Raw genomic sequence first — 13979 nt, 5'->3', positions numbered from 1 at the left:
TGAATAGTCGTCTGGTGATAATGGCGAAGAGGTCACACCCGTTCCCATGCCGAACACGGAAGTTAAGCTCTTCAGCGCCGATGGTAGTTGGGGGATCTCCCCCTGTGAGAGTAGGACGTCGCCAGGCGAAACATTTCTTTTTTTGTACAAACACTTTATTTGTGAAGGTACATATGGTAGTATAGAAGGTAGTAAAGGTACAGTAACATTTTTATCGTCGCGGGGTGGAGCAGTTCGGTAGCTCGTCGGGCTCATAACCCGAAGGTCGCAGGTTCAAATCCTGTCCCCGCAATACCATTTTTGACTGAATTATGAATTTGGATAACTTATAATTCTTGATGAGTCACGCATGGATAGTTATTTTGCTAGTGCAAATAATGAAAGTTATTTTGACTATCGTCAAAAAACTCTGGTCCGGTAGTTCAGTTGGTTAGAATGCCTGCCTGTCACGCAGGAGGTCGCGGGTTCGAGTCCCGTCCGGACCGCCATTTTTGTTTGTTCAAACGAAACGTTGTTTCGTTTTTTTTATTGTCTATTTTTCATAACCTTTACTCTCATACCTGAAAAAGGGTAAACTACATATATACATTCTCCCTTAGGGTAACAAATGATCCTAAGGTTTTTTTATACTCTAAATGATGATTGAGGAGATTAACATGAATCAATTTGAGATCGTAACAAACGGTCCAGAGGAGACAGGCCACTTTGCTGAGAAACTTGCAGCACATTTAAATCCTGGGGCAGTGCTGACATTGGAAGGTGATCTTGGTGCCGGAAAGACGACGTTCACGAAGGGTCTTGCCAAGGGTCTTGGTGTCACTAAAACCGTGAACAGTCCCACTTTTACCATCATAAAAGAATATAAGGGGCGTCTGCCTCTATATCATATGGACGTATATAGGCTGGACGATTCCTTTGAAGATTTGGGATTCGATGAATATTTTGAAGGTGAAGGTGTGACTGTCGTTGAGTGGGCCCACTTAATACAAGATCAACTTCCGGAAGAGTTATTAAGTCTTTCGATTTACCGGGAAGGCGATTCTAAGAGAAGAATCGTGTTGAAGCCAAATGGCGATCGATATAGTGAATTGTGTAAGGAGATTGTGTCATGACGATATTATCCATAGATACCTCCAATTATCCGTTTGGGGTCGCCCTTATCGAAGAGGATAAGGTAATTGGGGAGTACATTACGTATATTAAAAAGAATCATTCTGTAAGAGCTATGCCAGCTATCGAACAGTTGTTAAAAGACTGTGGGATAGAGGCAAAGGAGTTAACGAAAATTGTTGTGGCGAATGGTCCGGGTTCCTATACTGGTGTACGGATCGGGGTCACCTTAGCCAAGACCCTGGCATGGTCATTAAACATCCCCCTTATCCCCGTATCCAGTCTCGCGACACTGGCTTCGTCTGGACGGTATTTTTCAGGAGCTATCGTTCCCATATTCGACGCGAGAAGAGGACAGGTATACACTGGCCTGTATGAGTTTCAGGGCGATCAATTAGTTCGCGTTGAAGAGGATCGCAACATATTGTTGGAAGAATGGGTTACAAATTTAAAAGAGTTAAATAAAGATTTATTATTTGTCGGGAACGATGTCTCCATTCATAAGAACATGATAAAGGAAGTACTGGGAGATCAGGCTAAAATCGCTCCTTTTGTCAGTCATAATCCCCGCCCGTCCGAACTTGCTTTTATAGGGTTGAGTTATAAAGAGAATACGGCTCATGAAGTGCTGCCTAACTATATACGGATGGCAGAAGCAGAAGTGAAATGGCTGGAGTCTCAAAAAAAATCTGATTAGATGATAAAGGATCTTATAATATGGACATACGATTTATGACAGTTGATGATTTAGACGCTGTAATGGAAATTGAAAATCAATCTTTTAGCATTCCTTGGAGTCGGGACGCTTTCTTGAATGAAATCGAGCATAACCACCTTTCCACCTACCTTGTTGCAGGGGATGGAGATAAGCTGGCGGGCTATTGTGGGGTGTGGCTCGTTGTGGATGAGGCACATATCACTAATGTAGCCGTTCTCCCGGATTACCGGGGGCGGGGCTTGGGCGAAGCTCTTATGCGCAAGATTATGGGCATCGCCATTGAATTTGGTGCACGTGTGATGACGTTAGAAGTCAGGGTCTCGAACGCACCGGCCCAGCACTTATATCGGAAGCTCGGTTTTCAAGATGGAGGGATCCGTAAGCGATACTATTCGGATAACCAAGAGGATGCTTTAGTAATGTGGGTGAATTTATGAAAAAAGATACGTTTGTATTGGGAATTGAAACAAGCTGTGATGAGACAGCTGTGGCGATTATAAAAAATGGAACAGAGATTGTGGCGAATATTGTATCGTCACAGATTGAAAGTCATAAGCGATTCGGTGGGGTAGTCCCTGAGATTGCATCACGGCATCATGTGGAACAGGTTACGTTTGTGCTGGAAGAAGCACTCGAACAAGCCGGGATGACAATGGACCATATTGATTGTGTCGCCGTAACAGAAGGCCCGGGTTTAGTGGGTGCACTTCTGATTGGCGTCAACGCGGCAAAGGCACTTGCATTTGCATATAACAAGCCTTTGGTTGGTGTCCATCATATTGCAGGGCATATTTATGCGAATCGATTAGTGAAAGAAATGGAGTTTCCTTTACTTGCATTGGTGGTTTCCGGAGGCCATACTGAGCTTGTTTTCATGAAAGAGCATGGTTCGTTTAAGGTCATCGGAGAGACACGCGATGATGCGGCAGGGGAAGCTTATGATAAAGTGGCCCGTACCCTGGGTCTTCCGTATCCGGGAGGTCCGCATATTGACAGGCTGGCTCATGAAGGAGAATCGAGTATAGATTTACCCCGGGCATGGCTGGAAGAAGGGTCCTATGATTTCAGCTTTAGTGGTTTGAAATCAGCAGTTATCAACACGCTTCACAATGCGAAGCAAAAGGGTGTGACCATTCATCCACAGAATTTGGCAGCTAGCTTCCAAGCAAGTGTGATAGATGTGTTAGTAACAAAAACCGTTAAGGCGGTAAAGGAGCATGGAGTGGAGCAAGTATTACTGGCTGGTGGAGTTGCGGCCAATAAAGGCTTACGTGCTGCTCTTCAAGAAGCCTTTGAAGGAATGGAGGCGGAGTTGATCATTCCTCCGTTGTCCCTTTGCACGGACAATGCTGCCATGATTGCCGCAGCCGGTACCATATTGTTTGAACAAGGAAAAAGGGGAAGCATGGATATGAATGCTCATCCCGGGCTTGATATCGAAAATTTCTAAAAGGGAAAGGGAAAGCTTGAACGAAACTTCGTTTAAGCTTTTTTTCTTTCAGAAAATAAAATGTTTGTTGATATCCTGTGGGTAAAATGCAGGATTGATTAAGGGAAGGATAAGAAAGGAACGAACATACGTTTTATCAACAGGTTGTGGATAAATTGTTAGTAACTACTTAAATAATGTGTATACTATGTGAAAAATAGATGGAAAAAATACCCTATACCCTGATTGGATATGTGGATAACTCAAGTTTATTTTGTGGATAGTGTGGAAAACTTTTGTGAATAACGATTCACTAGTCTTTTGGTTGTGGATAATAATGTGGAATAAGAAAGGATTGGGGTGTGATAGTTATCCCCAATCCTGTGGATTATTGTTCTTCTTGAAGTAATTCTTCCAGTTCTGTCCATTCTTCTAATAGAGAATCAAGCTCCTCTTTGGCTATTGTGAGCGATTCATTGATTTCCTGCACTTTCTGGTGATCTTGAAAGATGTCAGGATCACAGAGAAGCTCTTCTTTTTCCTGAATGTTTGCTTCGAGTTCTTCCATGAGGCCTTCGATTTCTTCTACTCTGCGCTTTCGTTGACGTTCGAGTTTTTTTGCTTCTTTATCAATCTTGTGGGATTGTTTTTGAGAAGTATTTTGAGATAAACCTGTTTCTCCTTGTTCCATGCGTTCGAGCGCTGCCAGTTCTTCCTGCTGCTCCAGTTTCTCTACATAATAGTCGTAATCTCCAAGGTATTCTGTCGATCCTTTCTTGGACAATTCTACGACCTTTGTGGCAATGCGATTGATGAAATAACGGTCATGTGACACGAAGAGGATTGTGCCGGGATAATCAATCAGGGCATTTTCCAACACTTCTTTACTGTCTAGATCAAGATGGTTTGTCGGCTCATCCAGGATCAGGACGTTTCCTTTTTCCATCATCAGCTTGGATAGGGCTAACCGGGCCTTTTCTCCACCGCTTAATGTGGAAACGGGCTTTAGGACATCCTCCCCTGAAAAGAGGAAGTTGCCGAGAACCGTCCGGATTTCTTTTTCCATTTTCAACGGATACTCGTCCCACAGTTCATTTAAGACCGTCTTATTCGATGACAGTTCGGCTTGTTCCTGATCATAGTAACTGATGGTTACATTGGATCCAAATTTAAATGCCCCATCAAGAGGATGGAGTTTATTCACCAATGTTTTTAGGAGCGTCGATTTCCCGATTCCATTTGGACCAACCAGCGCTATGCTGTCCCCTTTTTTTACAGAGAAATCGATATGGGATGAAATCGGCTCATCACTACCATATCCTATGGTAAGATCCTGGATGTGGAGCACGTCATTCCCGCTTGGACGGTCGATTTGAAACGCGAAGTTGGCAGATTTCTCATCCCCGAGTGGGCGGTCCATCTTATCCATCCGTTCCAGTTTTTTTCGTCGGCTCTGTGCCATTTTGGTGGTAGAGGCCCTTGCAATATTCCGTTGAATGAAGTCTTCGAGCTTGGCTACTTCCTGCTGCTGACGTTCGAACATTTTGAGGTCCTTTTCGTAATCCTCCGCTTTTTGTTCAAGGTACCTACTGTAATTCCCCATGTATTTCTTGCTCCGGTTCCGGGAAATTTCATACACTTGATTGACAATGCTATCTAAGAAATAGCGGTCATGGGAAACGATCAGGACGGCTCCTTCATAGCTTTGAAGGTACGTCTCAAGCCACGATAAAGTCTCAATATCAAGGTGGTTGGTCGGCTCATCAAGAATAAGAACGTCAGGTTTGGTTAAAAGAAGTTTCCCAAGAGCGAGACGGGTTTTCTGGCCACCGCTCAATGTGGATATCTTTGTAGCATAATCGAAATCTGCGAAATTCAAACCGTGAAGGACAGAGCGGATATCAGCTTCATATTGGTAACCGCCGGAATCTTTGAACCTGACTTGAAGCTCATCATATTCTTTTAATACGCGTTGATAAAGCTCTTCTTGCTCATACACCGAAGGATCGGCCATCTGAATTTCCAATGTTCTTAATTGCTTTTCCTGTCTCTGCAATTTCTCGAAGACGGTCAGCATTTCCGACCAAATGGATAGATCAGACTCCAAGCCGGTATTCTGCGCCAGATATCCGATGGAGACGCCTTTAGGTTTCGTGATCTCTCCGGAATCATAGGAGAGGTGCCCTGCGATTATTTTTAAAAGAGTCGACTTTCCTGCCCCGTTGCGTCCAACGAGGGCGACCCGATCTCTTGTCTGTATTTCAAGTTTAATGTTTGATAGGATATTATCTGCTCCAAAGTTTTTTGTTAGTTGATTCACTTGTAAAAGAATCATGACGTTTCACCTCTATTTCATAGTGCTAGTGTACCGTATTTGAGAGGGGGACGGCAATAAATCGACTATTAATCTTCGTACACTTAGGATAAAATATAGTGTATGATGAGTAGGAGAGTTAATAAATTCTGTGTGCTTTCATTTTTGGAAGCGGTATCAGAGGTTTTGAATAGATGTGGGGGAATACAATATGAACCAGGATACAACGAAAATTCCACAGGCAACGGCCAAGCGCCTTCCGCTATACTATCGCTTTATCAAGAATCTGTATTCATCGGGTAAGCAGAGGGTTTCATCGAAGGAATTAAGTGAAGCGGTGAAGGTTGATTCTGCTACGATCCGGAGAGACTTTTCTTATTTTGGGGCATTAGGTAAAAAAGGATACGGCTATAATGTCAATTATCTTCTATCCTTCTTCCGAAAAACACTGGATCAGGATGCCCTTACCAAAGTTGTGCTGATCGGGGTAGGGAACCTTGGTACGGCATTTCTTCATTATAATTTCATAAAGAATAATAACACGAAGATTGAAATGGCATTTGAAGTGGATGAAAATAAGGTCGGGACGCAAATCAGTGATGTACCCGTTTTTCATTTAAATGATTTAGAAGAGAAGCTTGTAGGGCATGATATTGAGGTAGCGATCCTGACGGTGCCGGCATCATCTGCTCAGAATATCACAGACCGACTGGTTTCTTCGAATATAAAGGGGATCTTGAACTTCACCCCTGCGAGATTGACGGTGCCAGACCATATCCGTGTCCATCATATCGACTTGGCGGTTGAACTTCAGTCACTCGTTTACTTCTTGAAGCATTACTCAGAGGATGACACGGAAATGTCACAAGATGGAATCATAACAGAATAGAAAATCTTTCATATTTACGTTATGATAGAATGGTAAAAGAGGAGGTGTCTCATTATGTTAGGTGCAGGTAGTATCGTACTAATCACCGTTGTGGCTTTACTGATCTTTGGACCGAAGAAGTTACCTGAGTTAGGAAAAGCGGCCGGGAATACATTACGGGAATTCAAGAATGCAACAAAGGGCTTAGCAGATGATGAGGACGATAATAGCAAAAAAGCTAAGTAGGGTAGGATGAACGCCATGAGTCAAAGTCAAAGAGACATGACAGTCTATGAACATATAGGAGAATTGCAAAAACGACTCATGTTTGTAGTCGTTTTCTTCTTGTTAGCGGTCATCGTAAGTTTCTTTCTTGCGGAGCCGTTAATTCGATATTTGCAGCACGCCGATGAGGCGAAACAGCTAACCATGAACGCCTTTCGGATCACAGACCCTCTCAAAATCTATATGGAAATGATCATGTTCATTGCGATCATCATGACATCACCCATTATCCTGTTTCAAGTGTGGTCATTCATAAGTCCAGGCTTATATGAAAGAGAGAGGAAGGTAACGCTCAGTTACATTCCGATTTCTCTTTTGCTTTTCTTAGGTGGATTGTCATTTTCATATTTTATTTTGTTTCCATACGTTGTGAAATTTATGATGGGGTTATCAACCAATCTAAATATCCAGCAAGTGATCGGCATCAATGAATACTTTCATTTTCTGTTTCAAATTACCATTCCATTTGGATTTTTGTTTCAGCTGCCGGTTATTATGCTCTTCCTGACCAGGTTGGGAATCGTTACACCGATGTTGTTAAGCCAAATGAGGAAGGTGGCTTACTTCATCTTGCTGGTCGTTGCGGCTTTCATTACACCGCCGGATATCGTATCCCATATGATGGTCACGGTTCCTTTACTGCTTCTATACGAAATCAGTATTTGGATCTCCAAGATCGGATACAAAAAGGTGTTGGAAGCAGAGCAGAAGCTTGAAATGGAACAGTTCGAGGATATAAATAAGGATTGATCAAAAGATCAATCCTTATTTTTTGTTCTGTATTTGTTTTTTGATTTTGAAATGCAGCATGACCATCCTTAACCCGGAACCGAAGTCCAGGGTCGCCAGAAAGATGAGCATATACGTGAAAAATCCCCAACCTTCATCATTCTGTACGTTTTGTACAGCAAAGTATGTGAAGAGCACACCGAGAAGGAGATAGATCACTCCCGAGAATAATGGTGATCTCCTCATAGAAATAATCCTCCAATAAATCCTTGAATTTTTTCAGCTTCATTCATCATTTTCTCAATTTCGTCCTTATAAATAGATTGCATTAGAACGACCGTTGTATTCATGGCAACATGAGCAAATATTGGCACCAGAATCCGCTTCGTTTTCACATAAAGAAAGGCGAAGGTGAAGCCCATTGCTGAATAGAGTATCACATGCTCCGGCTCAAAATGGGCAAGGGCAAAGATGACCGAGCTGATAAGAGCGGCGAAGAAGAAATGCATCTTCTCATAAAGGACGCCGAAAATGATCTTCCTGAACACAATTTCTTCTAATATAGGACCGATGATGGCCGCGACCATCATAGATAATGGAACCTTTTCAATGATGCCGATGATCATCTGAGTATTTTCCGATCCCATTTGAATCCCTATCGCATACTCAACTTGAATCGCAATCGATTGAGCAAGGAATGCCATGAAGATTCCGAGAACCGCCCAAACGATGGAACCGCCCGTACCCATGGGAGCGCTCCGTTCAAGGCGGGTACTTGTCTCGCTCTTCCTGAGGATGCTCCAGACAACGAGCAGGGTCAGCGTAAAGCTGATGACAAGCCAGTAACCGGGAACTAGACTTCGTACCGTCTCATCGGGCTGTCCGAGGACGTCAACACCAATTTTATATAACAGGGGTACCCCGACAATGCTTGAAAGCTGCATAACGATATAGGCAATTAAAATAAATCCGAAATGTTTTTTCAACGTTTGATCTCCTTTAGCACCTGTAAGATAACGACCAACCTTGTTTCGACTTGAACGTACTCTTGTACAATTCTACTAAGAAAAGTGGAACTGTTCAAATCTAAGGGTTTCATTCATCCTGGAATATATGGGGAATGAAGGGCATAGGATAGGAGGGTGTGAAAAAAAGAGAAAAATGACGAAAAAAATTTTAAGCAGGACTCTTGCAAAATGAAAACGAATTAATTAATATAATAGTTGTGTTAGCACTCACAATAGCCGAGTGCTAATAAATATCATTTACATAATTTCAAGGAGGTTGTTTCACTTGTTAAAACCACTAGGTGATCGCGTCGTTATCGAGCTAGTTGAGTCAGAAGAAAAAACAGCAAGCGGTATTGTGCTACCGGATTCCGCAAAGGAAAAGCCACAAGAAGGTAAAGTGATGGCTGTAGGTACTGGTCGCATTCTTGACAACGGTGAGCGCGTTGCTCTTGAGGTAGCTGTCGGCGATCGAATCATTTTCTCTAAATACGCTGGTACAGAAGTGAAATACCAAGGCACAGAATACCTGATCCTTCGTGATAGCGATATTCTGGCTGTAGTTGGCGAATAATCAAACTTCGTATATAAACAAAAACAATACTTTATTTAAATAAGAGGAGGACTTTATCAATGGCTAAAGATATTAAATTCAGCGAAGAAGCACGCCGTTCCATGCTTCGCGGTGTAGATCAATTAGCAAATGCAGTAAAAGTAACTCTTGGACCAAAAGGACGTAACGTGGTACTTGAGAAAAAATTTGGGTCACCACTTATTACAAATGACGGTGTAACCATTGCGAAAGAAATCGAACTGGAAGATGCATTCGAAAACATGGGTGCAAAACTGGTTGCTGAAGTAGCAAGCAAAACAAACGAAATTGCCGGTGACGGTACAACGACTGCGACGGTCCTTGCTCAAGCGATGATCCGTGAAGGTCTTAAAAACGTAACAGCTGGAGCTAACCCAGTTGGCGTTCGTAAAGGAATTGAAAAAGCGGTTCAAGCGGCTATCGAAGAATTAAAAGTGATCTCCAAGCCGATCGAAGGCAAAGATTCCATCGCTCAAGTTGCTGCGATCTCTGCTGCTGACGAAGAAGTAGGTCAACTGATTGCAGAAGCAATGGAGCGCGTTGGGAACGACGGCGTTATCACAATTGAAGAATCTAAAGGTTTCACTACTGAACTTGACGTAGTGGAAGGAATGCAATTCGACCGCGGATATGCATCTCCATACATGGTCACTGATTCTGATAAAATGGAAGCGGTTCTTGAAAATCCATACATCTTAATCACTGACAAGAAAATCGGCAACATCCAGGAAGTACTTCCTGTCCTTGAGCAAGTCGTTCAACAAGGTAAACCATTACTAATGGTAGCTGAAGATGTTGAAGGTGAAGCACTTGCAACACTTGTTGTAAACAAACTTCGCGGAACATTTAACGCTGTAGCTGTTAAAGCCCCTGGCTTCGGTGACCGTCGTAAAGCAATGCTTGAAGACTTAGCGGTCCTTACTGGTGGAGAAGTGATCACAGAGGATCTAGGCTTAGACCTTAAATCTGCGAACATCACTCAACTTGGCCGCGCTGCGAAAGTAGTCGTAACGAAAGAAAACACGACTGTCGTAGAAGGCTCTGGAGACCCGGAAAAAATCGCAGCTCGCGTAAACCAAATCCGTGCTCAATTAGAAGAGTCCACTTCTGAATTCGACAAGGAAAAATTACAAGAGCGTCTTGCTAAGCTTGCAGGTGGAGTAGCAGTAGTAAAAGTTGGAGCTGCAACTGAAACTGAGCTTAAAGAGCGTAAACTGCGTATCGAAGACGCATTGAACTCGACTCGTGCAGCAGTAGAAGAAGGTATCGTATCCGGTGGTGGTACGGCACTCGTGAACGTATACAACAAAGTAGCATCAATCGAAGCGGATGCAGATGTAGCAACAGGTATCAACATCGTGCTACGTGCTCTTGAAGAGCCAATCCGTCAAATCGCTCACAACGCAGGTCTTGAAGGTTCTATCATCGTAGAACGTCTGAAGAAGGAAGAAGTAGGTGTCGGTTTCAACGCAGCTACTGGCGAGTGGGTCAACATGATTGAAAAAGGTATCGTAGATCCTACCAAAGTAACTCGTTCTGCACTTCAAAATGCAGCGTCTGTTGCAGCGATGTTCCTGACTACTGAAGCAGTAGTAGCGGACATTCCTGAAGAAGGCGGCGGCGGTATGCCAGATATGTCTGGTATGGGCGGCATGGGTGGAATGGGCGGCATGATGTAAAACGCCAGATAAACCCTTGATATAATAGGGTTTACCCGGTGAAAACACCATTTTTGATGCCGATTCGGTGCCTGAAATAAAAATTAACCGTTTTTTGAGAGGTTTCTCATTAGTTCTCCGAACTTTTGAGAAGCTTCTTTTTTTCGATCTTTAAAACGAACTGGATTCGTTCGAAGATGGACGACTTAAGATACTATTCCAAGCCTTCCTGGAAGGATAAAGATGTTGCAGGACACTTACCTAAAGGATACGGGTTCCCGCAAGCTGTGCGTAAAGTGAGAGTGAATGACGCATGGCAGTATGAGGTGAAGAATAGTAAAGGGGAAACGTACTATCTTACTGCATCCGATGAATTTGTGTCGGTCGAACACACGCCGGCTACATCTACAGCGCAGAAGCCGGCTAAACCGAAGAAAAGTGGGTTGAGAGCCATTGGCGAAATTAAAATCGTCAACGTTACTTCAGCTGCCATCATCCAGAACTGCCCAGATCGAGACATCTCTAAGCAACTCGGGACAATCGCAAAGCGGGAAAAGATTCAGGTGACCGGATCTGTGGATGGTAAAAACAGTAAGACGGGGTATTGGGAAGTCATTTACGAAGGGAAAGTTGCTTATATCACTGGAGAATTTGTTGAATATAAAGGGTCCTGAAATTTTTAAAGCAAATTGATTCTAAAAAATGCCTAGACTATTTTGAGGAGGGAATATTCAGGTAAAAGAAATTTGTAGAATGAAAATAGTGGATAAGAAACATGAGAGAATAATTTTTGAAAGGTTTTAGAGTTAGTTAATTAGTAAATTAAATCATCAATAGCATCTAATAGATTTAACATCTGCTCTTATTTCAAGACAAATAGAGTACCCCTTTTTTGGGGTACTAACCTTAAGATGGATATGTAAATTGTTTAATATTCTATATGCAAGGTTACTGCTTAGGTTGATTATTAACTATTTTTAATAACAGAGCTAGAATCAGTTGGGTTTCAATAAATAAAATAAATACAAGCATTGTAACTAGCTCACTATCACCTTTTGGATCGGTGATTGCCCCAATTAATAATACCAGTAGTAAAGATATAATACTCGTGAAAATAAAATACTTAAGAGTTTTTTTCAATACTAAACCTCCCGTAACTAAATTACAAATATATATTATACTACAAAAAAATTAAATAACAAATTAAAAATAAATTAAAAATATTACAATATTACATTTACAAATTAACTCCTTTTTGGTAGAGTTGGAAAAGTATTCAAAAGGAGGAATTGAAATGGGGAAAAGATTAACTTTAATGTGCACTTCTTTTATTTTCTTGTTTTTACTTCAAGTGAGTATCGCAAGTGCAGAAGAAACTAATGGCGAAAAATTAAACAGTGACGAGATTCAAACATTGATTCAAGATGTTGGATTCAATGAAGACGAAATTAAAGATTATCCGGTGGATTTTTTAAGGTCCCTTATTGAACAAGGCGCAACCAAAAAATTTCATGTCAAGAAAAGAGTTTACATAGATGATCCTGAAAAAACTAATGCAGAGAATATGATGTTATCATCTCAATCTACTGTAATCGGAGATTTGGAAGGGCATGTTGAAATTATTGGTTCAGCATATGAAGTTCCTGACGCAACTTTACCAAGTGGATGGAGTAAATTCAGGGTATGGGGAAGATGGAATTGGGAATCAGTTCCTCAAAACACATGGACTGACGCATTTTCTGTAGGTTGGTCTAGTGGTGAAGGATTATCGATAGCAACAGATGGTTATGGTGGAGTGGCTTTCCATACTCACGACTACTACGTTGGATCTAATGGGGAAAGAAGAGATTATGGTGTCCAACCGGATGACTTTACTATAAACGGAGGCGTTGGCGTGGACATTGATTTAATTCAAGGTTACGGATCAGATCATGCTGGCCATATCGACCAAATTGCAATAACCAATCAGTCGTCAGGAATTACTAATGTATCATTTGAATATGGACATAGTGTTTTTGGTGTATCACCATCGTTTTCTACTTCGAAAGACGGCACATTTGGAATTGATCCAGGATGGACCAACGATACTGGCAAAGCTATACAAACACTTTCTTGGTAATACAGTCGAAAAGCCCCTCTCTCTTGAGAGGGGCTTTTTATTATCATTGTTTATTGTCCGAATTTAAGTATGCAACTCCAAGTATCTTATCGTAATCTATCCCATCCGCATAACCGTTGACGGGATAGTTATGACACATATTCAAGTATCGCCACTTATTTTAAATGTACTCAAACAAGTAGGGAATGCTGTATAAAATGATGCCGGTTTTGATGCCGAGAAACATATATCGAGATATTAATGGGTGTATTTTTTTCGAGAATGGAAGTTCTATATAATAGAAGAAAAGAGGTTTTATATAGTAGGAGATTATAAGAGAAAGATGCACAATGCATGGGCGGCATGATGTAATTCATCATCCCCATTCCCTTGATTAGAGTAAAATGCTTATAGTTTTGCTCACATAGAGGTGAATAAAGAGAGGCTTCTCAGGAGTTCGATGAACTTTTGGGGGGCTTCTTTTTTTAATGGAACATTATTATTTTGAGTTGAAAATAAAAGTGCGGGTTTTGAGAATGAAATGTATCAACGGTATTTGGGGATCATCTATAGTGACTGAAAATCAGAGTTTCATCTAACTCTTTACCCATATTAGCCATTTTTTTAAAAGGCTCTTTTCGGAAAGATTGTTGTTTTTGAACAATTTGTTGCTTGAGCACTGTCAACCGGTGTTGGGGGGACGGTAAGGGGGACTGCTTTGCTTCAACTAAAAAGAACGGGGTATCGGCACGCTAGAACCCAGCCGGCGTCTACGCAGTGCCCTCGCCATCTACAGAACTCGCTAGTGACAAGAGGTGATGGAAAGAGCAGAACGTTGATCGCTCAACATTTAGAAAGAAGCTAGAGTTAAAAAGCAAGGTATTTATATACGTCTATTTCAGACACACACTCTTAGAAAGTTGATTGGAACGGAAGGTGCTCGACTCCCTCGGGAAAAGTTATAATATCAGGTCTTACAACCGTTTTATTTCTCTATTAAAATTTTTTTTAAATCATCTCGGCTAAATATCTTCCTTTTTTCTTATTTGTTCAAAATAAAGGGATATATGCTTACGCGTTGCGTTGAGAAACTGGAAGGGTCTCCCTTATTTTTCAGTGATGGGCACATTTGATCTCTGCTTATTAGGTAGACTTACCCTCCCATATCTCC

The 13979-nt window shown here is 41.7% G+C and carries 15 protein-coding genes, 2 tRNA genes and 1 rRNA gene; 14 read left to right on the top strand and 4 right to left on the bottom strand.

The genetic code is table 11. The features are described 5' to 3' along the window. The first annotated feature begins 10 nt into the window (after positions 1–10). The 7 genes from rrf to tsaD all read left to right on the top strand — a co-directional run bounded on the left by rrf (position 11) and on the right by tsaD (position 3278). A 5S ribosomal RNA gene (gene rrf / locus BAA9072_RS23765) occupies positions 11–127 on the top strand. A gap of 91 nt (positions 128–218) precedes the next feature. Then, positions 219–292, top strand: a tRNA-Met gene (locus BAA9072_RS23760). Between the two features lie 119 nt (positions 293–411). After that, positions 412–488: transfer RNA gene (locus BAA9072_RS23755), tRNA-Asp, on the top strand. Positions 489–656: 168 nt separating this feature from the next. Continuing rightward, positions 657–1112: a tRNA (adenosine(37)-N6)-threonylcarbamoyltransferase complex ATPase subunit type 1 TsaE gene (tsaE, locus tag BAA9072_RS23750; RefSeq protein WP_201717026.1), complete on the top strand. Its 456-nt coding sequence runs from the start codon at positions 657–659 to the stop codon at positions 1110–1112. Then, entirely contained in the window at positions 1109–1807 is a 699-nt protein-coding gene (gene tsaB / locus BAA9072_RS23745) for a tRNA (adenosine(37)-N6)-threonylcarbamoyltransferase complex dimerization subunit type 1 TsaB (protein ID WP_201717025.1), read from the top strand. The genes tsaE and tsaB overlap by 4 nt, the downstream gene beginning before the upstream one ends. A 20-nt stretch (positions 1808–1827) precedes the next feature. Beyond that, the gene (rimI, locus tag BAA9072_RS23740; RefSeq protein WP_230980988.1) at positions 1828–2265 is read left to right on the top strand and encodes a ribosomal protein S18-alanine N-acetyltransferase; all 438 of its coding nucleotides are present in this window, start codon (positions 1828–1830) and stop codon (positions 2263–2265) included. Continuing rightward, positions 2262–3278 (top strand): tRNA (adenosine(37)-N6)-threonylcarbamoyltransferase complex transferase subunit TsaD, encoded by a 1017-nt coding sequence (gene tsaD / locus BAA9072_RS23735; RefSeq protein ID WP_201717024.1) that lies wholly within the window; start codon positions 2262–2264, stop codon positions 3276–3278. Before rimI ends, tsaD begins: the two co-directional genes overlap by 4 nt. 367 nt (positions 3279–3645) lie before the next feature. On the opposite strand, the gene abc-f is transcribed toward tsaD, so the two are convergent. Continuing rightward, a complete protein-coding gene (gene abc-f / locus BAA9072_RS23730; RefSeq protein ID WP_201717023.1) occupies positions 3646–5592 on the bottom strand; it encodes a ribosomal protection-like ABC-F family protein in 1947 nt (648 codons plus the stop codon). A gap of 190 nt (positions 5593–5782) precedes the next feature. Between abc-f and BAA9072_RS23725 the strand changes: the two genes are divergently transcribed. Genes BAA9072_RS23725 through tatC form a run of 3 tightly spaced genes read left to right on the top strand, consistent with a single transcriptional unit; the run spans position 5783 to position 7474 of the window. Continuing rightward, a complete protein-coding gene (locus tag BAA9072_RS23725) occupies positions 5783–6460 on the top strand; it encodes a redox-sensing transcriptional repressor Rex (RefSeq protein ID WP_201717022.1) in 678 nt (225 codons plus the stop codon). 54 nt (positions 6461–6514) lie between these two features. Further along, positions 6515–6685, top strand: a complete 171-nt coding sequence (locus BAA9072_RS23720; RefSeq protein WP_044340658.1) for a twin-arginine translocase TatA/TatE family subunit — start codon at positions 6515–6517, stop codon at positions 6683–6685. Positions 6686–6700: 15 nt separating this feature from the next. Further along, positions 6701–7474, top strand: a complete 774-nt coding sequence (tatC, locus tag BAA9072_RS23715) for a twin-arginine translocase subunit TatC (RefSeq protein WP_201717021.1) — start codon at positions 6701–6703, stop codon at positions 7472–7474. Between the two features lie 15 nt (positions 7475–7489). Here the strand turns inward: tatC and BAA9072_RS23710 are convergent, their stop codons facing one another. Together BAA9072_RS23710 and BAA9072_RS23705 are read right to left on the bottom strand one after the other, a co-directional pair. Continuing rightward, complete coding sequence (locus BAA9072_RS23710) at positions 7490–7699, bottom strand: YdiK family protein (protein WP_201717020.1); 210 nt, start codon at positions 7697–7699, stop codon at positions 7490–7492. Continuing rightward, complete coding sequence (locus tag BAA9072_RS23705; RefSeq protein ID WP_201717019.1) at positions 7696–8439, bottom strand: CPBP family intramembrane glutamic endopeptidase; 744 nt, start codon at positions 8437–8439, stop codon at positions 7696–7698. The genes BAA9072_RS23710 and BAA9072_RS23705 overlap by 4 nt, the downstream gene beginning before the upstream one ends. 307 nt (positions 8440–8746) lie before the next feature. Here BAA9072_RS23705 and groES point away from each other — a divergent pair, with 307 nt between their 5' ends. The 3 genes from groES (at position 8747) to BAA9072_RS23690 (ending at position 11384) form a co-directional block, all read left to right on the top strand. Next, complete coding sequence (gene groES / locus BAA9072_RS23700) at positions 8747–9034, top strand: co-chaperone GroES (protein WP_034766060.1); 288 nt, start codon at positions 8747–8749, stop codon at positions 9032–9034. Between the two features lie 59 nt (positions 9035–9093). Then, positions 9094–10731 carry a chaperonin GroEL gene (gene groL / locus BAA9072_RS23695; protein ID WP_149157832.1) on the top strand — a complete coding sequence of 546 codons (1638 nt, stop codon included), beginning with the start codon at positions 9094–9096 and terminating at the stop codon, positions 10729–10731. 176 nt (positions 10732–10907) lie between these two features. Next, positions 10908–11384 (top strand): hypothetical protein, encoded by a 477-nt coding sequence (locus BAA9072_RS23690; protein ID WP_201717018.1) that lies wholly within the window; start codon positions 10908–10910, stop codon positions 11382–11384. A gap of 274 nt (positions 11385–11658) precedes the next feature. Here BAA9072_RS23690 and BAA9072_RS23685 read toward each other — a convergent pair whose 3' ends face one another. Further along, positions 11659–11850, bottom strand: a complete 192-nt coding sequence (locus BAA9072_RS23685) for a hypothetical protein (protein ID WP_201717017.1) — start codon at positions 11848–11850, stop codon at positions 11659–11661. A 154-nt stretch (positions 11851–12004) separates the two neighbouring features. Between BAA9072_RS23685 and BAA9072_RS23680 the strand changes: the two genes are divergently transcribed. Further along, the gene (locus BAA9072_RS23680; protein WP_201717016.1) at positions 12005–12829 is read left to right on the top strand and encodes a hypothetical protein; all 825 of its coding nucleotides are present in this window, start codon (positions 12005–12007) and stop codon (positions 12827–12829) included. Positions 12830–13979 lie beyond the last annotated feature (1150 nt).

The organism is Rossellomorea arthrocnemi (assembly GCF_904424705.1).
Classification (GTDB): Bacteria; Bacillota; Bacilli; order Bacillales; family Bacillaceae_B; genus Rossellomorea; species Rossellomorea arthrocnemi.
This window is presented reverse-complemented; position numbering and strand designations above follow the sequence as displayed.

What these genes read in the sequence shown, in the direction of transcription:
- tsaB (WP_201717025.1), top strand. Translation starts at nt 1,109, where the DNA reads ATGACGATATTATCCATAGATACCTCCAATTATCCGTTTGGGGTCGCC.
- tsaE (WP_201717026.1), top strand. Translation starts at nt 657, where the DNA reads ATGAATCAATTTGAGATCGTAACAAACGGTCCAGAGGAGACAGGCCAC.
- rimI (WP_230980988.1), top strand. Translation starts at nt 1,828, where the DNA reads ATGGACATACGATTTATGACAGTTGATGATTTAGACGCTGTAATGGAA.
- tsaD (WP_201717024.1), top strand. Translation starts at nt 2,262, where the DNA reads ATGAAAAAAGATACGTTTGTATTGGGAATTGAAACAAGCTGTGATGAG.
- BAA9072_RS23725 (WP_201717022.1), top strand. Translation starts at nt 5,783, where the DNA reads ATGAACCAGGATACAACGAAAATTCCACAGGCAACGGCCAAGCGCCTT.
- BAA9072_RS23680 (WP_201717016.1), top strand. Translation starts at nt 12,005, where the DNA reads ATGGGGAAAAGATTAACTTTAATGTGCACTTCTTTTATTTTCTTGTTT.
- BAA9072_RS23690 (WP_201717018.1), top strand. Translation starts at nt 10,908, where the DNA reads ATGGACGACTTAAGATACTATTCCAAGCCTTCCTGGAAGGATAAAGAT.
- abc-f (WP_201717023.1), bottom strand. Translation starts at nt 5,592, where the DNA reads ATGATTCTTTTACAAGTGAATCAACTAACAAAAAACTTTGGAGCAGAT.
- groL (WP_149157832.1), top strand. Translation starts at nt 9,094, where the DNA reads ATGGCTAAAGATATTAAATTCAGCGAAGAAGCACGCCGTTCCATGCTT.
- BAA9072_RS23720 (WP_044340658.1), top strand. Translation starts at nt 6,515, where the DNA reads ATGTTAGGTGCAGGTAGTATCGTACTAATCACCGTTGTGGCTTTACTG.
- tatC (WP_201717021.1), top strand. Translation starts at nt 6,701, where the DNA reads ATGAGTCAAAGTCAAAGAGACATGACAGTCTATGAACATATAGGAGAA.
- BAA9072_RS23710 (WP_201717020.1), bottom strand. Translation starts at nt 7,699, where the DNA reads ATGAGGAGATCACCATTATTCTCGGGAGTGATCTATCTCCTTCTCGGT.